This is a genomic window from Pseudomonas sp. GW821-FHT03C07 (genome assembly GCF_059420925.1).
Genome location: NZ_JBWKUQ010000019.1, coordinates 78,539 through 101,533, shown reverse-complemented (window position 1 = coordinate 101,533; position 22,995 = coordinate 78,539). Strand labels below are relative to the sequence as shown.

The 22,995-nt window shown below is 62.3% G+C and carries 20 protein-coding genes; 9 read left to right on the top strand and 11 right to left on the bottom strand.

Going from position 1 to position 22,995, the window contains the following annotated elements:
- Nucleotides 1-25: 25 nt before the first annotated feature.
- The 4 genes from rfbD to rfbB are packed head-to-tail and all read right to left on the bottom strand — an operon-like array spanning nucleotide 26 to nucleotide 3,403.
- Nucleotides 26-910, bottom strand: a complete 885-nt coding sequence (gene rfbD / locus AC07VG_RS27285; protein WP_495022227.1) for a dTDP-4-dehydrorhamnose reductase — start codon at nucleotides 908-910, stop codon at nucleotides 26-28.
- Nucleotides 907-1,452: a dTDP-4-dehydrorhamnose 3,5-epimerase gene (gene rfbC / locus AC07VG_RS27280; RefSeq protein ID WP_495003751.1), complete on the bottom strand. Its 546-nt coding sequence runs from the start codon at nucleotides 1,450-1,452 to the stop codon at nucleotides 907-909. The genes rfbD and rfbC overlap by 4 nt, the downstream gene beginning before the upstream one ends.
- Nucleotides 1,449-2,324, bottom strand: coding sequence for a glucose-1-phosphate thymidylyltransferase RfbA (gene rfbA / locus AC07VG_RS27275; RefSeq protein ID WP_495003750.1), 876 nt, complete (start codon nucleotides 2,322-2,324; stop codon nucleotides 1,449-1,451). Before rfbA ends, rfbC begins: the two co-directional genes overlap by 4 nt.
- Nucleotides 2,321-3,403, bottom strand: coding sequence for a dTDP-glucose 4,6-dehydratase (rfbB, locus tag AC07VG_RS27270; RefSeq protein WP_495003749.1), 1,083 nt, complete (start codon nucleotides 3,401-3,403; stop codon nucleotides 2,321-2,323). The genes rfbA and rfbB overlap by 4 nt, the downstream gene beginning before the upstream one ends.
- Before the next feature lie 186 nt (nucleotides 3,404-3,589).
- Between rfbB and AC07VG_RS27265 the strand changes: the two genes are divergently transcribed.
- The 9 genes from AC07VG_RS27265 to AC07VG_RS27225 all read left to right on the top strand — a co-directional run bounded on the left by AC07VG_RS27265 (nucleotide 3,590) and on the right by AC07VG_RS27225 (nucleotide 16,375).
- Nucleotides 3,590-6,502 carry an aminotransferase gene (locus AC07VG_RS27265; RefSeq protein ID WP_495022226.1) on the top strand — a complete coding sequence of 971 codons (2,913 nt, stop codon included), beginning with the start codon at nucleotides 3,590-3,592 and terminating at the stop codon, nucleotides 6,500-6,502.
- A gap of 376 nt (nucleotides 6,503-6,878) precedes the next feature.
- Nucleotides 6,879-7,757, top strand: a complete 879-nt coding sequence (gene aguB / locus AC07VG_RS27260; RefSeq protein ID WP_495003747.1) for an N-carbamoylputrescine amidase — start codon at nucleotides 6,879-6,881, stop codon at nucleotides 7,755-7,757.
- A 5-nt stretch (nucleotides 7,758-7,762) separates the two neighbouring features.
- Nucleotides 7,763-8,869 (top strand): agmatine deiminase, encoded by a 1,107-nt coding sequence (gene aguA, locus AC07VG_RS27255; protein ID WP_495003746.1) that lies wholly within the window; start codon nucleotides 7,763-7,765, stop codon nucleotides 8,867-8,869.
- A gap of 247 nt (nucleotides 8,870-9,116) precedes the next feature.
- On the top strand, nucleotides 9,117-9,317 hold the full coding sequence (locus AC07VG_RS27250; RefSeq protein ID WP_495022225.1) for a hypothetical protein: 201 nt from the start codon (nucleotides 9,117-9,119) through the stop codon (nucleotides 9,315-9,317).
- Nucleotides 9,318-9,508: 191 nt separating this feature from the next.
- Nucleotides 9,509-10,198: a DsbA family protein gene (locus AC07VG_RS27245; RefSeq protein ID WP_495022224.1), complete on the top strand. Its 690-nt coding sequence runs from the start codon at nucleotides 9,509-9,511 to the stop codon at nucleotides 10,196-10,198.
- Between the two features lie 305 nt (nucleotides 10,199-10,503).
- Nucleotides 10,504-11,790, top strand: a complete 1,287-nt coding sequence (locus AC07VG_RS27240; protein ID WP_495003743.1) for an OprD family porin — start codon at nucleotides 10,504-10,506, stop codon at nucleotides 11,788-11,790.
- A gap of 146 nt (nucleotides 11,791-11,936) precedes the next feature.
- Nucleotides 11,937-12,839 carry an alpha/beta hydrolase gene (locus tag AC07VG_RS27235; protein WP_495022223.1) on the top strand — a complete coding sequence of 301 codons (903 nt, stop codon included), beginning with the start codon at nucleotides 11,937-11,939 and terminating at the stop codon, nucleotides 12,837-12,839.
- 175 nt (nucleotides 12,840-13,014) lie between these two features.
- Nucleotides 13,015-15,093, top strand: a complete 2,079-nt coding sequence (locus AC07VG_RS27230) for a multicopper oxidase family protein (protein ID WP_495003741.1) — start codon at nucleotides 13,015-13,017, stop codon at nucleotides 15,091-15,093.
- Nucleotides 15,094-15,256: 163 nt separating this feature from the next.
- Nucleotides 15,257-16,375, top strand: coding sequence for an ATP-binding protein (locus tag AC07VG_RS27225; protein WP_495022222.1), 1,119 nt, complete (start codon nucleotides 15,257-15,259; stop codon nucleotides 16,373-16,375).
- 61 nt (nucleotides 16,376-16,436) lie between these two features.
- Here AC07VG_RS27225 and phzG read toward each other — a convergent pair whose 3' ends face one another.
- The 7 genes from phzG to AC07VG_RS27190 are packed head-to-tail and all read right to left on the bottom strand — an operon-like array spanning nucleotide 16,437 to nucleotide 22,705.
- Nucleotides 16,437-17,078, bottom strand: coding sequence for a phenazine biosynthesis FMN-dependent oxidase PhzG (gene phzG / locus AC07VG_RS27220; RefSeq protein ID WP_495003739.1), 642 nt, complete (start codon nucleotides 17,076-17,078; stop codon nucleotides 16,437-16,439).
- A 25-nt stretch (nucleotides 17,079-17,103) separates the two neighbouring features.
- Entirely contained in the window at nucleotides 17,104-17,940 is an 837-nt protein-coding gene (locus AC07VG_RS27215; RefSeq protein WP_495003738.1) for a PhzF family phenazine biosynthesis protein, read from the bottom strand.
- Between the two features lie 36 nt (nucleotides 17,941-17,976).
- The gene (locus tag AC07VG_RS27210; protein ID WP_495022221.1) at nucleotides 17,977-19,854 is read right to left on the bottom strand and encodes an anthranilate synthase family protein; all 1,878 of its coding nucleotides are present in this window, start codon (nucleotides 19,852-19,854) and stop codon (nucleotides 17,977-17,979) included.
- Nucleotides 19,851-20,474 (bottom strand): isochorismatase family protein, encoded by a 624-nt coding sequence (locus AC07VG_RS27205; protein WP_495022220.1) that lies wholly within the window; start codon nucleotides 20,472-20,474, stop codon nucleotides 19,851-19,853. The genes AC07VG_RS27210 and AC07VG_RS27205 overlap by 4 nt, the downstream gene beginning before the upstream one ends.
- A gap of 15 nt (nucleotides 20,475-20,489) precedes the next feature.
- Nucleotides 20,490-21,683 (bottom strand): 3-deoxy-7-phosphoheptulonate synthase, encoded by a 1,194-nt coding sequence (locus AC07VG_RS27200; RefSeq protein ID WP_495022219.1) that lies wholly within the window; start codon nucleotides 21,681-21,683, stop codon nucleotides 20,490-20,492.
- A 24-nt stretch (nucleotides 21,684-21,707) separates the two neighbouring features.
- A complete protein-coding gene (locus AC07VG_RS27195; protein WP_495003734.1) occupies nucleotides 21,708-22,196 on the bottom strand; it encodes a PhzA/PhzB family protein in 489 nt (162 codons plus the stop codon).
- Nucleotides 22,197-22,216: 20 nt separating this feature from the next.
- On the bottom strand, nucleotides 22,217-22,705 hold the full coding sequence (locus AC07VG_RS27190) for a PhzA/PhzB family protein (RefSeq protein ID WP_495003733.1): 489 nt from the start codon (nucleotides 22,703-22,705) through the stop codon (nucleotides 22,217-22,219).
- Nucleotides 22,706-22,995 lie beyond the last annotated feature (290 nt).

Sequence of the window (22,995 nt, the reverse complement as noted above, 5' to 3'; positions counted from 1 at the left end):
CCGGTGGAGTCCGACGCATTATGTCTCAGCCCTGCTCTGCAAGACACTCGTGTAATGCGGTATGCCAGTCAGGCTGGGCAACCTGCCATTCGCGCAACAGGCGGCTGCAATCCAGGCGCGAGTTCAACGGCCGGCGGGCGGGCGTCGGGTAGGCGCTGGAGGGAATGGCTTCGAGACGCGCGCAGGGCTTGTTCAGGGCCTGCAGTTGCTCGCCGATGGCCTGGGCAAAACCGTACCAGGAGGTTTCGCCGCTGGCGGTCAGGTGATAGGTGCCCCAGGCCCCGGCATGACCGGCCTGCCAGCGCTCGATCAGCGCGTGGGTGCTGTTGGCGATGGTGCCGGCCCAGGTCGGCGCGCCGATCTGGTCGGCGACGATGCGCAGCTCCGGCTTTTCCTGCAGCAACCGTTGCATGGTCAGCAGGAAATTGCGCCCGTGAGTGGAGTAGACCCAACTGGTGCGCAGGATCAGGTGCTGGCCATGGGCGGCGGCGATAGCCCGTTCGCCGGTCAGCTTGCTCTCGCCGTAGACGCTCAACGGGTGGGGCGGGTCGTCTTCGGTGTAGGGCGTCTCCTTGCTGCCGTCGAACACGTAGTCGGTGGAGTAGTGGATCAGCGGGATGCCCAGGCCTGCGGCTTCCTGGGCGAGGATACCCGGCGCCGTGGCGTTGATGGCGAACGCCAGGTCTGCTTCGCTTTCGGCCTGGTCGACGGCGGTGTAGGCGGCGGCGTTGATGATCAGGTCGGGGCGCTGGGCCCGGACCTGTTGACGAATCTGTTCCGGGTGCGCCAGGTCGAGCTGGCCGCGGCCCAGGACAATCAGTTCGCCCAGGTCGGCGAGCCGCTGTTGCAGGGCGCGGGAGACTTGGCCGTGCTGGCCGCTGATGAGGATTTTCAGGGGTGAAGTGCTCATTCGAACAGGTCGGCCTCGTGCAGGGATTTACCGTTCAGGTCCTTGGCCGACAGCTGGGGAACGCCAGTGAACTCCCAGTCGATGGCCAGGGTTGGATCGTCCCAGCGAATGCAGCGTTCGGCGCTGGGGGTGTAATAGTCAGTGGTCTTGTAGAGGAACTCGGCGGAGTCGCTGAGGACCACGAAACCGTGGGCGAAACCCTCGGGCACCCACAGTTGGCGATTGTTTGCGGCGGACAGGCGCACCGCCACCCACTGGCCAAAATGCGCCGAGCTGCGGCGAATGTCCACGGCTACATCCAGCACTTCACCGGCAATCACCCGGACCAGCTTGCCCTGGGTGTTTTCCAGTTGGTAGTGCAGCCCGCGCAAGACACCTTGCTGTGAGCGCGAGTGATTGTCCTGGACGAATGGCACGTCGAGCCCCGTGGCCTCCTGGAAGGCCCGGGCATTGAAGCTTTCATAGAAAAAGCCGCGCTCGTCGCCAAATACCTTGGGTTCGAGGATCAGCACGCCGGGCAGGCGTGTTGGTGTTGCCTTCATTGCTGTTCCCCCGCGACGGTGAACAGGTATTGCCCATAACCGGTCTTGCCGAAGTATTTGGCCCGTTCCAGCAGATGCTCGCGATCGATCCAGTCGTTCTGGTAGGCGATCTCTTCCAGGCAGGCGACTTTCAGGCCCTGACGGTGCTCGATGGTCTGCACGTACTGCGAGGCTTCCAGCAGACTGTCGTGGGTTCCGGTATCGAGCCAGGCAAAGCCGCGTCCGAAGCGTTCGACATGCAGGTCGCCGCGCTTGAGATAGGCGTTGTTGACGTCGGTGATCTCCAGCTCGCCGCGAGGCGAAGGCTTGACTGCCTTGGCAATCTGGATGACTGAGTTGTCGTAGAAATACAAGCCGGTCACGGCATAGGCGGATTTTGGCTTGGCCGGTTTTTCCTCGATGGAGAGTGCACGACCTTCGCTGTCGAAGTCGATGACACCGAAGCGTTCCGGATCCTTGACCCAATAACCGAAGACGGTCGCGCCGCTCGGCCGTCGCGCGGCGTGTTTCAGTTGATCGCCGAAATGCTGGCCGTGGAAGATGTTGTCGCCCAGGATCAGGCACACCGGATCGTCGCCGATGAACGCTTCACCGATCAGGAAAGCCTGGGCCAGGCCGTCTGGAGAGGGTTGCTCGGCGTAGCTGAAGCGGACCCCGAACTGGCTGCCGTCGCCCAGCAGATTGCGGTACTGCGGCAGGTCCTGGGGGGTGGATATCACCAGGATTTCGCGGATACCGGCCAGCATCAGCACCGAGATCGGGTAGTAGATCATCGGTTTGTCGTAGATCGGCAGCAGTTGTTTGGAAACACCGAGAGTGATCGGGTGCAGCCGGGTACCCGAGCCGCCCGCGAGGACAATACCTTTCATCATGCCAACAGTTCCTTATGATCCAGCGCGCCGAGGCGCTCGCCTTGATAGCTGCCATCCTGGACGCGACGGCACCATTCCAGGTTCTCCAGATACCATTGCACGGTCTTGCGCAGACCGCTTTCGAAGGTTTCCTCCGGGGTCCAGCCCAGTTCGCGCTCGATCTTGCCGGCGTCGATGGCGTAGCGCAGGTCGTGTCCCGGGCGATCCTTGACGAAGGTGATCAGGTCGGTGAATTTTTCCACCCCGGCCGGACGCGCGGGCGCCAGTTCTTCCAGCAGGGCGCAGATGCCGCGCACCACATCGATATTCTTCTGCTCGTTATGGCCGCCGATGTTGTAGGTCTCGCCCACCACGCCGTCGGTCACCACCTTGAACAGGGCGCGGGCGTGGTCCTCGACGAACAGCCAGTCGCGTACTTGTCGGCCATCGCCGTACACCGGCAGCGGCTTGCCGGCCAGGGCGTTGAGGATCACCAGCGGGATCAGCTTTTCCGGGAAGTGGAACGGGCCGTAGTTGTTCGAGCAGTTGGTCAGCAGCACCGGCAGGCCGTAGGTGCGGTGCCAGGCGCGGACCAGATGGTCGGACGCCGCCTTGCTCGCGGAATACGGCGAGCTGGGGGCGTATGGCGTGGTTTCGCTGAACAGGTCATCGACGCCATGCAGGTCGCCATACACTTCGTCGGTGGAAATATGGTGGAAGCGGAACGCGCTTTTTTCCGGCTCGGGCAGCTTCGACCAGTAGCCGCGGGCGGCTTCCAGCAGGCTGTAGGTGCCGACGATATTGGTCTGGATAAAGTCCGACGGACCGTCGATGGAGCGGTCGACGTGGGATTCCGCGGCCAGGTGCATGATGGCATGGGGCTCGAAACGCGCCAGCACCGCGCTGACCGTGGCCTGGTCGACGATATCGGCCTGGACGAACTCATAGCGGCTGTCCGTGGCGATACTGCTCAGCGATTCCAGGTTGCCAGCGTAGGTGAGTTTATCCAGGTTAAGGACTTCGTGCCCGGTATGGCGGATCAGCTGCCGAATCAGGGCCGAGCCAATAAAACCGGCGCCGCCGGTGACTAGAATACGCATATCGGTGTGCCTTCTTCCTTAAGCAGACTCAAACTGAATGGAGCATAGCTTGTGGGTAGGTGTTCAGCGGTGCAAGTGCCATGGCGATGTATCTGTTTTCACGGCGCGAACTTTAGCGCCGCACTTGCGTCTTGAAGGCGCCAGTGGCGATATAGGCCGCCAATAAAAATTTCAGGGAGTCGTTACATGTTGCTCGCCACGTTGATTCACCGCGCCAGTTTGCCCAGCCCGAATGTCTCGGCGCAGCAGGCGCTGAACCTGCTTGAAGAGCACTACGGCCGCTCTGGAACGCTACAGGCCTTGGGGAGCCAGCAGGACCTCAATTACCGCGTCGACAGCGATAAAGGCCGCTTTGTCCTGAAAATCTGCCATGGCGACTACGCCACGCTGGAATTGCAGGCCCAGCATGCCGGCCTGGCGCACCTGAGCGGGCGCGCCGGCCTGCGAGTGCCTCGGGTGATTGCCGCGCGCAACGGCGCGGACCTGCTGTCCCTGGTGCTGGACGGCATGCCCGTGCACGTGCGGTTGCTGGAGTACATCGAAGGCCAGTCGCTGACCGCTCTCAAGCATCTGGGGCGTGAACTGGTGGTGGGCCTGGGGCAACTCTGCGCGGAAATGGACCTGGCCCTGGCCGACTTCCAGCACCCGGGCCTGACGCGCACCCTGCAGTGGGATCCCCGGCATGCCGCGGCGCTGATCGAGCATCTGTTGCCGGTGCTCAAGGACGCGGATCGGCAAGTGCGGGTTCGCGACGCTGCCGCGCGGGCCGGGCAGCGCCTGCAACCTCTGGTGGCGGCCTTGCCGGTGCAGGCCATTCACCTGGATATCACCGACGACAACGTGGTCTGGCGGCGTGATGGCCAACGTCACTGGCAGTTGCAGGGCGTGATCGACTTCGGCGACCTGGTCCGGACCTGGCGCATCGCCGACCTGTCGGTGACCTGTGCGGCGCTGCTGCACCATGCCGAAGGCGACCCGTGGGTGATACTGCCAGCGGTCCAGGCCTACCACGCGGTCAACCCGTTGCAACGTGAGGAGCTGCTGGCGCTGTGGCCGCTGATCGTGGCGCGGGCGGCGGTGCTGGTGCTCAGCGGTGAACAGCAGGTCGGCATCGACCCGGGCAATACCTACAGCCGCGACAATCTGGCCCACGAGTGGGAAATTTTCCAGGTGGCCACCTCGGTACCGTTCGAGCTGATGGAGGCGGCGATCCTCACGGCCGTCGGCGAAGCCTTGGCGCCGATTGTCGGCGAAGGTTTCGCGCCCTTGCTGCCCGGGCTGGTGGGCCGCGAGTTCGCGTTGATCGACCTGGGCGTGCTCAGCCCGCATTTCGAGGCGGGCAACTGGGAACAAAGTGGCATCGACGAACGCTTGCTGGCCGAGGCGGCCGCGGCCCATGGTCTGGCGGCCAGCCGCTACGGGCAATATCGCTTGTCGCGTACCCGGCCCGACAGCGCTGGCGAGCCCGACACCTTTCCCTTGCACGTGGCCTTGCAGGTCCCGGCCGGGACCACCGTGGAGTCGCCGTTTGCCGGGGTCTTGCGGGTCACGGCCGACGGCGCCTTACTGTTGGCCAGTGCGCAACTGAGTGTGCGGCTGTGGGGAGTGAAGGCGTCCCTCGCGTCCGGTGCCGCCGTGGTCAAGGGGCAGGTGTTGGGTGAGGCCGACGGCGCCTTGCGGGTGCAACTGTGCCGCCACGCCGATCTCACCCCGCCGCTGTTCTGCACCCCGTCGCGGGCCGCCGCCTGGCAGGCGCTGTGTCCATCCCCGGCGACCTTGCTGGGACTGGCCTGCGATGCCGAACCCGAGTTGGATTCGGCAGCGCTGCTGGCCCGTCGTGATGCCAGCTTCGCCCGCACGCAAAAGCACTATTACGTCGACCCGCCGCGTATCGAGCGTGGCTGGCGCAACCATCTGATCGACATGCAGGGTCGCTCTTACCTGGACATGCTCAACAATGTCGCGGTGCTGGGCCACGGGCATCCACGCATGGCGGCGGAGGCGGCGCGACAGTGGTCGCTGCTCAATACCAACTCGCGCTTTCACTACGCCGCCGTGGCCGAGTTCTCCGAGCGCTTGCTGGCCCTGGCGCCGGACGCCATGGACCGGGTGTTCCTGGTCAACAGCGGCACCGAAGCCAACGACCTGGCGATCCGCCTGGCCTGGGCCTACAGCGGCGGGCGCGACATGCTCAGCGTGCTGGAGGCCTACCACGGCTGGTCGGTGGCGGCCGATGCGGTGTCCACCTCCATCGCCGACAACCCCAAAGCCCTGAGCAGCCGCCCGGACTGGGTACACCCGGTGACCGCGCCCAACACCTATCGCGGAGCGTTCCGTGGCAGCGCCAGCGCGCCGGACTACGTGCGCAGCGTGGAACACAACCTGGCCAAGCTGGCGGCAGACAATCGCCAACTGGCGGGCTTTATCTGCGAGCCGGTGTATGGCAACGCCGGCGGTATCTCGTTGCCGCCGGGCTATTTGCCGCAGGTCTATGCGCTGGTCCGGGCCCAGGGCGGCGTGTGTATCGCCGATGAGGTCCAGGTCGGCTACGGGCGCATGGGCAAGTTTTTCTGGGGTTTCGAGGAGCAGGGCGTGGTGCCGGATATCATCACCATGGCCAAGGGCATGGGCAACGGCCAGCCGCTGGGCGCGGTGATCACCCGCCGGGAGATCGCCGAGGCGCTGGAGGCCGAGGGCTATTTCTTCTCGTCGTCCGGCGGCAGCCCGGTCAGTTGCCGTATCGGGATCGCCGTGCTCGACGTGATGGCCGAGGAAAAACTCTGGGAAAACGCCCAGGTGGTGGGCGGCTATTTCAAGGAACGCCTGGAAGCGCTGATCGATCGCCATCCGCTGCTGGGGGCGGTGCACGGCTCCGGTTTCTACCTCGGCGCTGAACTGATCCGCAACCGCGAAACCCTGGAGCCGGCGACCGAGGAGACCGCGCTGTTGTGTGATCGCCTGCGGGAGCTGGGGATTTTCATGCAACCGACCGGTGACTACCTCAACATCCTCAAGATCAAGCCGCCGATGTGCACCAGCCGGCGTAGCGTGGATTTCTTTGTCGACATGCTGTCCAAGGTGCTGGACGAAGGTTTGTAACCCGCATCGCCGGAACGCTGCCCAACGCAAGCCAGCGATGGAAGCCTTGAATCTTGTAGGGTTTGTGCCGGTGCCATCGCCGGCAAGCCAGCTCCCACACAGGATGTGTGTCGTACGCAAACTTTGTGTTCGACACCGTCCACTGTAGGAGCCGGCTTGCCGGCGATAGCGATAGGCCGGCCACCGTAAATATCGATTCTTATCGGCAAAACAAACATACATCACATCTATTTTTAATTTTTTCTCTTTAAAAGCCGATTTTTATCGGCTATAAAGTCGCCATCACCCCGGCTAGGCCCACCACGCCAGGCTATTCTCAATCTGTCATCGGTCGATGCCTAGAATCGCCCCATTGCATTCGCCCAGGAGATGATCCATGAGTCGTATCGTTACCGTCGCCGCCACCCAGATGGCCTGTTCCTGGGATCTCGAAGCCAATATTGAAACCGCCGAGAAGCTGGTGCGCGAAGCCGCCGCCAAGGGCGCGCAGATCATCCTGATCCAGGAACTGTTCGAAACCCCGTACTTTTGCCAGAAGCCGAACCCGGACTACCTGCAACTGGCCACCCCGGTGGAAGACAACATCGCCATCAAGCACTTCCAGAAAGTCGCCAGGGAACTGCAAGTGGTGCTGCCCATCAGCTTCTTCGAACTGGCCGGCCGTGCGCGTTTCAACAGCATCGCGATCATCGACGCCGACGGCAGCAACCTCGGAATTTATCGGAAAAGCCACATCCCGGACGGCCCGGGCTACCACGAGAAGTACTACTTCAATCCGGGCGATACCGGCTTCAAAGTATGGAACACCCGCTACGCGAAGATCGGCGTGGGCATCTGCTGGGACCAGTGGTTTCCCGAGTGTGCCCGCAGCATGGCCCTGCAAGGCGCGGAGATCCTGTTCTACCCGACCGCCATCGGCAGTGAGCCGCATGACAAGAGCATCTCTTCCCGCGACCACTGGCAGCGCGTGCAGCAAGGCCATGCCGGCGCCAACCTGATGCCGCTGGTCGCCAGCAACCGCATCGGCAACGAAGAGCAGGACGGCTACGACATCACCTTCTACGGCTCGTCGTTTATCGCCAACCCATTCGGCGAGAAAGTCGAAGAACTCAACGAAACCGAGGAAGGCATCCTGGTCCACAGCTTCGACCTCGACGAGCTGGAACACACACGCAGTGCCTGGGGCTCGTTCCGCGACCGCCGGCCGAACCTGTATGGCGCACTGAAAACCCTCGACGGATCCCTGGAGTCCTGATCGCCATGACCACTTTGCACAGCACACCGCGCGCCGACGGCTTCCATATGCCCGCCGAATGGGCGCCACAAACCCAGGCCTGGATGATCTGGCCCGAGCGCCCGGACAACTGGCGCCTGGGCGGCAAGCCGGCGCAGGCGGCCCATGCCGCCGTGGCCCGGGCTATTGCGCGTTTCGAACCGGTAACCGTGGCGGTGTCCGCCGCGCAGTACGAAAACGCCCGGGCGCGCCTCGACGTGCCGAATATCCGCTTGGTGGAAATGTCCAGTGACGACGCCTGGGTCCGCGACAGCGGCCCGACCTTTGTCATCAACGACCAGGGCGAAGTGCGCGGCGTCAATTGGGGCTTCAATGCCTGGGGCGGTTTCGACGGTGGTCTCTATGCGCCGTGGAACCGTGACGAACAGGTCGCCGGCAAGATCCTCGAAATCGAGCGCTGCCCGCGTTACCAGACCGAGGGCTTCGTGCTCGAAGGCGGCTCGATCCATGTCGACGGTGAAGGCACGCTGATTACCACCGAGGAATGCCTGCTCAATCGCAACCGCAACCCGCACCTGAGCCGTGAAGCCATCGAACAGGTGCTCGCCGAGCACTTGGCGGTGGACAAGGTGATCTGGCTGCCGGACGGCCTGTTCAACGACGAAACCGACGGCCATGTGGATAACTTCTGCTGCTACGTGCGGCCGGGTGAGGTCCTGTTGGCCTGGACCGATGATCCACAGAACCCCAACTACCCACGCTGCCAGGCAGCCATGAGCGTGCTGGAAAGCAGCCGTGATGCCAAGGGTCGCCCCTTTGTAGTGCACAAAATGCCGATTCCAGGGCCGTTGTATGCCACTGAAGAGGAGTGTGCCGGGGTCGACGCGGTGGCGGGTAGCCAGGAGCGTAATCCATCGGTGCGGTTGGCCGGCTCCTACGTGAACTTCCTGATCGTCAACGGCGGCATCATCGCGCCAAGTTTCGATGACCCGCAGGACCGCGTGGCCCAGGAAATCCTGCAGAACCTTTTCCCACAACACGAAGTGGTGATGGTGCCAGGGCGTGAGTTGTTACTGGGTGGCGGCAATATTCATTGCCTTACACAACAACAGCCTGCCCCACACAAAGGTTGAGTGAAGTTGTAACAAAAGATGCAATGCTACAAATGATGGCACTTTTGAATCACTGCTAAGCAACCCCCCTAGCAAACCCGCAGCCCTTTTGGACTGTGGGTTTTTTTAGGTTTTTCGCCCGCTGAACTGGCACTTTGGCATAGCTCTTGTATCGGCTTTGTTTATATGACGGAGCGTCTTCTACAGTGCGACGTTCTGTCATAAACCTTGAGTAAGTTAGCCGCTCATGAACCAGGAGAGCGCTGAGATGAACGTAGCCAGTGAGCGGGTTTCGCACCCCCTGTCGGTGACGAGCGAGTCGCTTCAAGTCCTGGCCCAATGGTTGAAAAGCAATGGAACGCGCACCACTCGTGCTCAGGATCCTCGTCGGATGATTACCGACCGTTACCCCGCAGGCTTGTTCAGTGAAGCTGAATTGGAGGCCTTGCTCGGGGTTCTACAGGGTTAAAAGGACGTTGCACAAAAACGCCGTTGGCCGGAGCGATCCGGGCAGCGGCGTTTTTTTATGGGGCTTGGATGCCGGATTTGCCGATTCGACCGGTTTGCGCAACAAACCAGGTGCCGATCCGGTGTTTTTCGCCGGGCCGCGGACGACTAGTCTGAAGGTATCCGATTCATTGATACCTTCGGGAGATCTCCATGGCTGCCTCGAGTGTTCTTCACTACATCTACGATCCGCTGTGCGGCTGGTGCTACGGTGCCGAGCCGCTGATCCAGGCCGCCCGCCGAGTCTTGCCGGTGGTCCTGCACGGCGGCGGCATGATGGCGGGGAATAACCGCCAGTTCGTCTCATCGAGCCTGCGTGACTATGTCATGCCCCATGACCGGCGGATTGCCGAGTACACCGGCCAGCCGTTTGGCCAAGCCTATTTCGAGGGCTTGTTACGGGACTCGTCGGCGATCTTCGACTCCACGCCGCTCACCCGCGCGGTCCTCGCCGCCGAACAGTTGCAAGGGCGCGGGCTGGAGATGCTGTGGCGCCTGCAGACGGCCCACTATGTGGAGGGGCGGCGTCTGGTCGATGTCGAGGTGCTGCTGGCGCTGGCCGCTGAGCTGGGCTTCGACGCTGAAGCCTTCAAGGCTGCCTTTGAGCGCAACAGCGACGCGGTGGCGGCAGAACACTTCAAATACAGCCGCGGCTTGTTGTCCCGGGTTGGCGGGCAGGGTTTTCCGACCCTGGCGCTGGAGCTGGATGGTCGTTTCAGCCTGATCGATATTGGTCCTTACCTGGGCAAACCGGAAGCGTTCGCCGCCTGGCTCGGTCAATCGGTGACCCCCGCTACCGCCGCCATGGGGCCGTCCTGTGGCCTGGACGGTTGCTCTCCCTGAAAAGAGCTGAGCAATGGGGACACCCTATATCGCCTTGCGACACATTTTCTGTCGGTTTTGGATATGCAATTTTTCGAGGTTGACCGGGTAATTTCTTATATTCATTGAGGTTTCACGAAATTGACACACTAGTGGTGTCGCGGATAGGATTCTCTCCACGCCTGTGGCTATACGCCATACACCTAAAATAATAAAAGGCCCGCTGCATCCATTGCAGGCGGGCCTTTTTGTTTTGCGTGAAAACCGACCCACAACGTTTCAGCTCGAAGCCGCAGGGCGTTTCATCCAGCGATAAGGAAAAAAACATGTTGAACAAACGGATCGGCCTGCTCGCATTGGGCATTCTCGGCGCTACCCAGGCCATGGCCAGTGACCAATCGGACTCCAAGGGTTTCGTTGACGACAGCCACCTGAACGTCCTGCTGCGTAACGCCTACATCAACCGCGATTACAAAAGCGGTAACCCGGACAAGATCGAGTGGGGCCAAGCGGCTATCGGCACCTTCAGCTCCGGTTTCACCCAGGGCACTGTAGGTGTCGGTGTTGACGCTTTCGGCCTGTACGCACTGCGTCTGGACGGCGGCCGCGGCGAAACCGGCGCGCAAGGCATCGACTTCTTCAAGAAGGACAACAACGGCGATCCGGCCAAGGACCTGGCCAAGGGCGGCGCTGCGGTGAAATTCCGCCTGTCCAACACCGTGCTGACCTACGGTGACCAGATGCCGGCCCTGCCGCTGCTGAACTACGACAACTCGCGCCTGCTGCCGGAAAGCTACACCGGTACCCTGATCACCTCCAAGGAGATCAAGGGGCTGGAGCTGAACGCCGGTCACTTCACCGCCGAATCGCGCAAGAGCGCCGACGGTCGTGACAGCGGTGGCCTGAAAGGCATCGACATCCTGGGCGGTACTTACCAGTTCACCCAGCAGTTCAAAGCGTCGCTGTATGCCTCCGACGTCGACGAGGTGCTGAAGAAGCAGTACCTGAACCTGAACTACGTGTTCCCGATCGCCTCGGACCAGTCCCTGGCCCTGGACTTCAACGGCTACCGTACCCAGCTGGACCGTGGCTACGCAGCAGACCAAGGTGCTCAAGGTCGCGACAACCGCATCTGGAGCCTGGCCGCTACCTACGCCCTGGGCGCTCACTCCTTCACCCTCGCTCACCAGAGCAGCACTGGCTCCAGCCTGCTGGGCTACCCGTACGGCGGCTACCAGAAGGATCAGGGGCGTGTGGGCGACGGTGGCAACACCATCAACCTGGCGAACTCCTACTGGTCGGACTTCAACGCTGCCGACGAGCGTTCCTGGCAGCTGGGCTACGGCCTGGACTTTGGCGCCTTCGGCGTTCCAGGTCTGACCTACAACGTGGCCTACGTGCGTGGCGACAACATCACCACCTCCACCAGCACCGGCGGTACCGAGCGCGAGTTCTTCAACCAGGTCAAATACGTGGTCCAGAGCGGACCGGCGAAAGACCTGAGCGTGAAGCTGCGTAGCTCGATCCTGCGGGTATCGGAGAAATCCAGCGAGTACAACGTCAGCGGTAACGAAGTACGCGTGTATGTCGACTACCCGATCAGCGTGTTCTGATCGAGCGACAAGGCTGTAGCAATCTGATCCCAGGTTGAACAAAAACGCCCCGACTGGTTCGGGGCGTTTTTGTTTGTGCGCGCGCTTGCGAGTAATCTGTGGGCTTTGTGAGCCAATGCTTCCCTTGAATGCGAGACCCGGGCGCCATGACCGTCAGAACCTTTATCGCCCGTCGCCGCTGGTTGTCCCTGGGATTGCTGGCGGTGTTTCTCGCCGTCGGACTGCCCTATGGCTGTTCGCGACTGGCTTATAAAGAGCGCGAATTGCTGTTCAATATCCAGCCAGGCACCGCGAGCTGGTTCAACGGTGTACCGGCGGGGGTCAAGGAGCTGCGGATTCCGATCAGCGATGGACTGGTCGGTGCCGACTACCTGCATGCCTGGTGGTGGCCGTCGAGCCGGGCGAATGCGCCGGCCATCCTGTACCTGCACGGCACCCGCTGGAACCTGACGGCGCAGGTCGGACGGATCACGCAGCTGCGCGACCTGGGTTTCTCGGTGCTGGCCATCGACTATCGCGGCTTTGGCGATAGCCCCGGCAGCCTGCCTTCCGAACGCAGCGTCTACCAGGACGCGGACAATGCCTGGAAGCGTCTGGTGCAACTGCAACCGGACGTGCGCAAACGCTATATCTACGGCCACTCCCTGGGCGGTGCGGTGGCGGTGGACCTCGCCGAGCGCCTGGCCAGCGGCAAGGCGGCACCCAAGGCCGCGGGCCTGATCATCGAGTCGACCTTTACCGACCTGGGCGATGCGGCGCGGGCGGCGATCCCGACCTCGCTGCCGGTCAGCTGGATTCTCTCGGAAAAATTCGACTCCATCGACAAGATCAACCAGATCGACATCCCGCTGCTGATCGTCCATGGTACCGACGATCCCTATGTTCCGTCGCGCTTCAGCAAGGCCCTGTATGAAGCGGCCGCGCAGCCCAAACAATTGCTGCTGATCAAAGGCGGTAACCATATCAACAGCATGACCCTCGGCAGCCGCGAATACGCCAAGGCCTTGCGCCAGGCATTCGACGGTTTTGCCTCGCCCGTGGCGCGCTGAGGCACTGGGTCAAAATACGCGCAACCCCCAATAAACATTGCGTTCCGTGGATAAGCTACTAGCTTTATGCCTGCACGGATTGCTGCTGTTGGATTCTCATGCCATTGCGCCTGCTTCCCCTCTCTTTCCTGTGCCAAAACCACGAAGTTCACGGTTGCTCCACAGGAGAAACACCATGACAGGAATGCGCAAGGACAGGTCCCGTTATCCGTATTCGCTGGGGCTGCTGGCCCTGGCGGTGATGGGGGCCGCCACCACGGCACAGGCAGTGGAAGCCTCCCGGTTGTTCAACAACCCCCCGGCCCTGGAGCAGCAGGCCCCGACCGCCAAGGTCGTGGAGGGCACGCTGTTGCTCAAGTCCAACGCGGCCGTCCAGATACCGCAGCCGCATGTCGGGCGTGAACGGCAGTTGGACCTGACCATCAAGTACACCAAGAATCATATCCACGATCCGGCCACCAACGAGGACGTGCCGGTGTTGTTACGCAGTTACGTCGGTACCGGCGTCGACCCCAAGGCGCCGTTCATTGCGCCGACCATCGATGTCACGCCGGGCGATACCGTGCGTATTACCCTCAACAACCAGTTGCCGGCCGATCCCAGCTGCACCGCCCATGACAGCAAGCCGGATGTACCGCATTGCTTCAATGGCACCAACCTGCATTCCCACGGCTTGTGGGTCAGCCCCACGGGCAATAGCGACAACGTGCTGCTGTCGATCAATCCCGGGGTCAGCTTCCAGTACGAATACAACATCCCGGCCGACCACCCGGCGGGCACCTTCTGGTATCACCCGCATCGTCATGGCTCCACCGCGATCCAGGTCGCCAGCGGCATGGCCGGGGCGCTGATCATCCATGGCGATCGCAAGCCGAGCCGCGACGCCAATGGCGATATCGACACCCTGCTCAAGGGCGCTGATGGCCGCTCTTTCAAGGAACGGTTGCTGGTGTTCCAGCAAATTCCCTATGCGTGCAAGGACACTGCCGGCAACTTTCGCTACAAGCCGGCGAGGGATAAGAACGGCAATATCATCAAGGACAAGGATGGCAAGGACAAGATGACCTTGGACTGGACCTGCAAGCCGGGCGAAGTGGGGGTTGTCGAATCGTTCGACCAATTGCAGCCTTCCAGCTGGACCGACTCAGGGCGCTACACCAGCGTCAACGGTTTGGTGCAGCCGATCTTCACGGATGCCCGGCCTGGTCAGGTTGAACGCTGGCGCCTGGTTCACGCGGGGATCCGCGACACCATCCGGCCGCTGTTCCGCAAACTCAAGGACAACGCCAAGACGGACAGTGACAAGGGCATCGCGGCCCTGGCCTCCGCCGACTTCATCAAGGAGAAATGCACCGGCCAACCGATCGACTACCAGGTGATCGCCTCGGACGGTTTGACCATGGAGCAGGCCCAGAGTCGTCAGGTCATCACCCTGCAGCCAGGCTATCGCAACGACCTGTTGATCATCTTTCCCGAGCCCGGGCGCTACTGTGTGACCAATGAAGCTTCCACGGCCTCGGGGGGGGTCGGCCAGGAGGCCAGCGGTCTTCAACTGCTGGGCTTTGTCGATGTGGGGCCTGGGGCGAAAGTGGCGGACACCAAGGCGCGCCTGACTCAGGAGCTGGTAGCGGCGGCGGAGCGCAACATGCCGGCGGACATCAAGGCCACGGTGGTGGCGGATCTGAAAAAGGACCTGCGGTTTGACAAGTTCATCCCGCACCCGAGCATTACCGACAGCGAAATCAAGGGTGAGCAGAAACTGGTGTTCCTGATCGATTTCAAGGATCCGGACCACACCAAGTTCGCCGTGGGCACTACCGCTGAAAATGCCGTGCCTTATCAGCCGGGGGTGGTCGATCGGCATCTGAAGCTGGGGGATGCCGAAACCTGGGTCCTGCAATCGGCGTTTGCCAGTCACCCGTTCCATATTCACGTCAACCCGTTCCAGGTCGAGAAAATCATTGGTCCAGATGGCGTGGATCTCAGTGAGCCTGGTGCGGTGGACAAGACCGACAAGAACGACGCGCAATATGCGGGTATGAAAGGGGTGTGGAAAGACACGCTGTTCGTCAAAGGTAAAACCGATAACAGCGGCGTGTACACCTTGTATGTGCGGACCCGCTACCAGCGCTATATCGGTGAGTTCGTGCTGCACTGCCACATCCTCGATCACGAGGACCAGGGCATGATGCAGAACGTCAGCATCGAGCTGCCGGATGGAGTGGGGGGGACAACGATGGGGGCGCATCACTGAGGCGAAAGAGGTCTGCCTTTTCTGCTGGCTGAGATATGAAGTGATGGTTGATATCGGCCCTCCTCGCGGCGACGTGAGGAGGGCCGTGTCATTGCCGGGCTTGCAATATGTGGAATTATGCCAATAATTATAATTATGTTTTTTCACATAATTAGGCATAACCATGACGCCTGATCGTCTCTATTTCCCTCGCGCAGTCCTTGCCCAGCTGGTATTGATGGGCTTCGAGAACCAGCTTCAGCAAGCCACCACGCTGTTCGCCCCGCGTCGTAAGGGCAAAACGCAATTTCTGTTGCGCGATCTTGTGCCCATGGCTGAAGCGCAAGGCTGTGTAGTGGCCTATGCGGATCTCTGGTCCAACAAGGACGATCCTGAGCGGGTGATCTGTGCGGCACTCGCCAAAGCGCTGCATGAAACGAGCCTACTAACCCGGATTGAAACCTGGTGGGCCAGGCCAAAGCGTTCGCTCAAGAGCATGAAGGTCGGTTTGGGAATGGACTCTGCTTCTGCGGAAGCCGAGCTGGCGGAGGCCTGGATTCCTTCCATCCATGAGCTATTCGAACGCTTCAACATCGCGGGCAAGGGCAAGGCGTTGTTGATCGTTGACGAGGTGCAGCATCTGGCCACCCGCCCGGCCTTCGAGAACTTCACCGCCACACTCCGCTCCCTGCTGACGACTAGCCAAGGGCGCGTTTTCGCGGTCTTCACCGGCTCCTCCCAGGACGGTCTGACGAATATGTTCCGGCGTAGCAAAGCGCCGTTCTATCAGTTTGGCTCACAGCTGAATGTCCCTGATCTGGGACGAGAGTTCTCGGAGCATTTCGGCCGGCTTTACCGGGAAACCACGGGCAAGACCTGGGAAGTGGAACAAGCCTATCGCCTGTACGTCGCCCGGGGCATGACGCCGCATTATCTGCGCACGCTGTTTACCACGAGCCTGACCCAGGGAATTCCCGTCAAGGAGGCCGACAAGATTGTCTGGGCGGGGATGGTGGACGAAGGCCAGTTCACGACATTGCTGCAAGACTTGCCGCCACTGGATCAATTGTTGCTCAGGGGCATTGTTACCGGGGAGTCGCTGTACGCCGATGAATATCGGCGGTCACTCGCCGATGAACTGCCGAGCGGGCTGGTGCCGACTACACAGCAAGTCCAGGCCGGGTTGGAGCGGATGCGCAAGCGTGATCTGATTGCCAATCTTGGGCATGGGCAATGGTCAGTTGAAGAGCAGGCGCTGGAGAGTTTTTTGCGTGGGGTTTATCGAGGTGGGGAAGAGGGGTGATTGGGGGATGGCTCGTTCGCCTGTCCGTATCATCCAAGCCCCCCCTCTTTTCCTCCGCTTTCTAGGGCTGCAAACGCCGCACGGACCAGCCCTCGGGCGTGCGGTCGTAGCGCAGCCGTTCGTGCAGCCGGTCCTGGCCATTGCCCCAGAACTCCAGCGACTCCAACCGCAGCTCGAACAAGCAGTAACCGTCGGGACGCGGCAAGGGCGCTTGGGTACCTGACAGCGCCTTGGCCCTGGCGCGCAGGGCTTCGACATCGGTCAGGTCTTCGCTCTGGCGCGACACCGCCGACATCGGGTGGGTCACGTGGGGACGTGCTCGCCAGGCGGCGTCGGCCCGGGCATCGCTGAGCCGTTCGGCCCGGCCGTTGAGCACGATCTGCTGGCTGCTCTCGCGCCAGTACAGCACCCCGGATGCCCAGGGGTTCTCGACCAGCTCGCGACCTTTCTGGCTGCCGGCATGGGTGCTGAACACCAGCCCGGCGTCCGACACTTCGCTGATCACCACGATCCGGGTCGAAGGCCGTCCCCGAGCGTCCGCCGTTGCCAGTGCCAGGGCCTTGGGCTCGCGTACGCCATAGCGTCGGGCGCGCTCCAGCCAGTTGTTCAGCACGATAAAGGGACTCGCGGGTGGTGTTGCGAACTCCGGAAACGGGGCCTCGATGGTGCCTGTAAGGGATTCCGACAGCAGATGTGCGCTCATTGGGTTGCTCCGATGACCTGGGTGTTCATATGAAAGCCGTGCCCTGGGCGAAGGCCACGCCATTGCCCGAGACCTGCACCGCGGTGACCGTCTCGCCATGGCCCTCGGCCTTGGCGAACATCAGCGACGGCCGACCGATTTCCACGCCCTGGAGGATTTCGATCTGCTGGCCGTAGTCGACCTGGGCATGACGGATCAGGTGAATCGCCAGGGGCCCCGCCGCCGAGCCGGTGGCCGCGTCCTCGACCACCCCGTAGGCCGGCGAGAACATCCGGCTGCGCCAGCGCCGGCCGGAACCGGCGAAGCAGTTGATGGCCATGTCGTGGAAGTGCCCCAGCGCGCGATGATCGGGGTTCAACGCCGACAGCGCGGCGACACTTTCCAGGCCGACGAACACATGCCGGGGACCGTTGTGGTAGATCTCCACCGGAAAGGTCGAGCCGCCGATCCCCAGGGCCCGGAGCAATTGCGGCATGCGTTCGAACGGCTCCCAGGTCGGAATCGGCTGCTGCATGCTGCACGCCACCACCCGGCCGTTCTGGCGTTCCAGCTCGAAGGGGATGGTGCCCATCTCGGTTTCCAGCGCCAGCCGGTCCTTGTCGGTTTCGGCACCCAGGGCGATGGCCGTGCCCAGCAACGGATGGCCGGCAAATGGCAGCTCGTTGACCGGGGTGAAAATCCGGATGCGCGCATCACCGCCATGGCGTGGGGTCAGGACGAAGGTTACCTCGGACAGGTTCATCTCCCGGGCAATCTGTTGCATGCGCTGGGCGGGGAGGTCGTCGCTGTCAAAGAACACCGCAACCGGGTTGCCCTCCATCGGGACGCTGGCGAAAGCGTCGATCACTACATACCTGTGCATGGTTTGCTCCATTGTGTTCAAGGGGGGCGCGACGGTTTACGCCGACAGGGCGTGGCGCATCAGGTCGGCGATGATGCGTGGCCCTTCCTGGGTCAGCACCGACTCGGGATGAAACTGCATTGAGGCGAAATGCGGCCCGCGCAGCGCATGGACCTCGCCGGTTTCCAGGTCGCGGCTGACCTGCACCAACCCGAGGCCGTCGACCTCGATGCGATCCTCGCGGCTCTGGGCGGCGAAGGTGTTGTAGAAACCCACCCGCTCGCGAGCACCGAACAGGTCGATCTGCTTTTGCACGCCCTGATTGGGAATGGCCCGGCGCTGCAGGTCCAGGCCCAGGCAACGGCTGAGCACCTGATGGCTCAGACACACCGCGAGAAACGGTCGCTGCTCGTCCAGCAGCGAGCGGATGGCCACATGCAGGTGGTCGATTTTCGGTTGCTCGACCGCCGTAGGATTGCCCGGTCCCGGGCCCATGATCACGATGTCGTAACCGTCGAAGGCATAGGCGTCGTTGTAGTTGCGCACACTCACCGCCAGCCCGAGGGCGCGCAGTTGCATGGCGATCATCGAGGTGAAGGTGTCCTCGGCATCGACGATCAGCACCCGCCGTCCCGACAGATCGGCCTGCGACTGCTGGCGCTCCAGTGCATCGCTCAGCCAGAAGTCGGCAATCAGCGCATTGCGACTGGCCAGGGCGGCGCGTACCTGGATATTCGAACCGAAGCGCGCCGGCGCCTGGTTTTTCAGCGCGGCGATCAGCCCGGCAGCCTTGGCCCGGGTCTCGGCGGCCTCGGCCTGGGGATCGGAATGGCGGACGATGGTCGAGCCGACACTGATCTTCAATTGACCTTCGCGGTCGATATCGGCGGTGCGGATCAGAATCGCCGAGTCCAGCGTGCGGGTACCTTGCGCGTTGCTACCGATCAACGCGGCGATGCCACTGTAATAGGCGCGGCCCTTGGGCTCGTGACGGCGGATCACCCGGCAGGCACTTTCCAGCGGGCTGCCGGTGACAGTGGGGGCGAACAGGGTTTCGCGCAGGATGTCGCGGACATCGCGGCGGGTGTGGCCTTCGATGAAATATTCGGTGTGGGCCAGATGGGCCATTTCCTTGAGATAAGGCCCGAGTACATGGCCGCCATCCTCGCAGATCCGCGCCATCATCTTCAGCTCTTCGTCCACCACCATATACAGCTCGTCGGCCTCTTTGCGGTCGGCGAGAAACTGCATCACTTCGGCCAGGTTCGGACCTGTCGGCGGATAGCGGTAGGTGCCGCTGATGGGATTCATCACCGCCAGGCCGTCCTTGAGGCTGATATGTCGCTCGGGTGACGCGCCGACGAAAGTGCGCTCGCCGGTGTGGATGATGAAGGTCCAGTAGACGCCCTTTTCCCGTTCCAGCAGATGGCGAAAAAAGGTCAGGGCACCGGCGATCCCGTAGTCGCCGATATCGGCCATAAAGGTGCGCTTGATGACGAAGTTGGCGCCTTCGCCGGTGCCGATCTCGTTGTCGATCACCTGGCTGACAATCTCCGAATAGGCCGCGTCACTGAGGTCGAAGCGTTCGTTGAGCAAGGCGATGGGCACTTCGGGCAGGCGCTCCAGCAGGGTATCGAGACCTATCTGCGCCTGCTCGACCACTTGGAGGGAAAGTAATGGGGCTTGATCGTCGACCGCCTCGAAGCCGCGTTCGGCGATCTGCCGGTAGGGAATGATCACCAGGGTTTCCAGGCGGGCTTCGCCGGCCAGGGGCTCACGCAACTCGATCTGCGTCAGTGACGACGGCAGCGAGACTTCGCCGAGCAGGACATCCACCAGGCCCGGTCCATTGGACTCCGGGCGGTACAACAGGGCGAAGGGCGGTGGGTCCGAGCGCAGGACCTGGGCGATAAGGTGTTCGGCGGCCAGGCTCATGGCAACACCTCCTCGGTGGTGACGACCATGGCGCAACGGCTGGCGGCGTACTCCAGGGCCATCCAGTGATGTTCCTTGCTGAAGTCGGCGATGGCATCGGCCACCAGGAACGGTTGGATATCGTTCGAATAGGCATCCACCGTGGAAATCAGCACCCCGACATGGGCGTACACCCCGCAGAGGATCAACTGGTCACGACCATGGGCGCGCATGCGCTCCAACAGGTCCGAGTTGAAAAACGCGCTGTAGCGCCACTTGGTCAGCAGCCAGTCGCCGGGCGCGGGCTTGAGCGCGTCGACCACCTCGCGGTCGGCGGGGCTGGCTTGCATGCCGGCGCCCCAGAAGTCCTTGAGCAGGCCGCGTTGGGCCTCGGTCATGCTCCCGGGCTGGGCCGTGTAGGCCACCGGAATGCCCTGGCTCGCGGACCATTGGCGGATGCGCGCGGCATTGCCCACCACCTCGTCGCGCAGCGGTGTGGGCAGCGGTCGGAGAAAGTAGCGCTGCATATCGTGGATCAGCAGCACGGCGCGTTGCGGGTCGATCCGCCACTGGGCCAGATTGGCCGGCAGGTCGCGCGCGGTGGGCAGCGCATAGGGGGTAATCGCGGGAATACCGGTCATTGCAACAGACTCCTGTCAAAAGCTTGCATGGGAGGCGGCGGGTGGGTTCTTCCAGGCCAGCACGGTGGTGATCGCTTGCCAAGGCGTCAGCCGCGGGTCGCACAGGCTGGTGTAATGGGTGCTGACCTGGTGGAGCCCGGCGACATCGGATGCACACTCGGTGACATCGTCCGGGGTGGTCTCCAGATGCAGGCCACCGGCGATCCCGCCAGCCGACAGCACCGCATGTTTGAAGGCGCTGACCTCCCGGGCGATGGTCTCGACCATGCGGGTCTTGTTGCCGCAGGGCGCGAGGATGGTATTGCCGTGCATCGGATCGCTCAGCCAGATGACCTTGTGACCCGTGGCGCGGACCGCCTCCACCAGCGGCGGCAAGCGTTCTGCGACCTTCTCGGCGCCCATCCGCGCAATCAGCGTCAGGCGCCCGGGTTCGCGGGCCGGGTCAAGGCGTTCGCACAGGCTCAGCAATTGCGCGGGGGTCATATCGGGGCCGACCTTGCAGGCCACCGGGTTCAGCACCTCGGACAGCAGGGCGACATGGGCGCCGTCCACTTGGCGGGTGCGTTCGCCGATCCACGGCCAGTGGGTCGAGCCGAGAAAGGTCCGGCCCTGCTCATCGTTGCGCAGCATCGGCAATTCGTAGTCGAGCAGCAGCATTTCGTGGCTGGTCCAGACCGGCGAGCCAGCGGCTGCGAGACGGTCCTGCCAGCCCAGGTGTTCCATGATCTCGCGGGCGGCCTGATAGCCTTTGAGCAGGCGTCGTGGGTCGGGTTGGCGGCTGTCTGAATGGGCGGCGTGGCTGTTGACCATATCGCCGCGATACGCCGGCAGTTCGATCTCGCCAATGCGTTCGCTGGGTTTTGAGCGGGGCTTGGCGTACTGCCCGGCAATGCGCCCGACGCGGATCACCGGTTGCTGGGTGACCAGGCCAAAGGCCCCGGCGAGGATCTCCAGCACCGCAGCCTTGCGGGCCACGGCGCCGTGCTGGTTGTCGTTGATATCCTCGGCGCAATCGCCGGACTGGATGACCTTGCCTTCGCCTTCGGCGACTCGCGCCAGGAGCGCGCGCAGGGCCAGGATGTCCTGGGCCCTGATCAAGGACTGGCTGTCTCTCAGGTGTTGCTGTACGTCCCTCAGGTGTGAGAGATCGCTCCACTGGGGTTGCTGCAGTGCTTCACAACCCAGAACACGTCGCACAATTGTTTCCATGATGAGACCCCTGGCGCAATGCTGTTAGGTGGGTATGCCTTCGCGTTTGATTTCGGGCACCGGGATATTCAACGCCCGCAGTTGCTGGAACACATTCATGAACTCGCGGTTTTGCTTGATCTTGCCGTTCTCGAGGGAGAAGGAATGGAGGAAGTGGTTCTCGTAGTAGCCATCCGGGTAGCCGGGAAAGAGGATCTGCCCGTGGCCTTCGCATTCGACCCAGAAGTGGTTCGGGTCATCGGTTTCGAAGATGCGCACGTCATACCATTCCCAGTCCGGGAAGCACTTCAGCGACCAGACCGCGTGTTCGGCCAGCTTGTCCTTGCCGCGAATGACGATTGGCGCGCCGGTGTCGGTGGTCCACAGGCCGCCGCTGCCGTCTTCGGTGAACAGTTCGTGGCGGCGCAGGCGGGCCGGGCCTTTGGTCTGCATGTACTGCTCGACGACCTGGCGGTTCTTGCGGCGAAGCTCGGTGCTGCTTGCAAACCCATCGTGTTTGTCTGGATTGGACATGGTCTTGCCTCTCGGGTGGATTAAGCGGGTAGGCCGGCGCGGCGAATGGTCGGCACGGGAATGCCGAGGGCGCGCAGTTGCTGGAAGGGGTTCATGAACTCGCGATTGCGCTTGATCCGGCCGTCCTCGAGTTCGAAGGAATGGATGTAATGGTTCTCGCAATGGCCCACCGGATAGCCGGGCAGCTTGACGATGCCGCGGCCGTCGCTTTCGACCCAGAAGTGGTTCGGGTCGGCGGTTTCGAAGATCCGCACGTTGTGCCACTGCCAGTCCGGGAAGCACTGGTTCAGCCAGATGCCCAGGGCCGCCAGCTTGGCGTGGCCGTGGAAGAGCAGCGGGGTGGCGCTGGCGGTGTTCCAGGAGCCACCGCTGCCGTCCTCGGTGAACAGCTCGTGTCGACGCAGGCGGGCGACGCCGTGGCTGTGCATGTACTGCTCGACGGTGGAGCGGTTCTTGCGCCGTAGTTCCGGGGCGTCGGCAAACCCTGTTTGGATCGCGGTAGTTGGCATGCTCATGTTCCTTTGGGCGTGTTCAATCAGCCGGGTTATTCAGCAATACAAGACACTTTCATGACGACGACAGTGAGGTGTCGTGATTGATATACGGGCCTGTTTCAGGAGAACTGGGGTTAAATGGTAAGCACGATGTAATAAACAATACCGTTCGGTCACAGAGGGACTACTCGTTCCTGTTTTGACGAACTGGCTGGAGGGAATTTATACAGGGGCGCGATTGGAAAAGTTAAGCTACCAGATTTCGTAGGTGTCAAGTTTTTGTGCCCGGCTTAACCTCCGCGCGC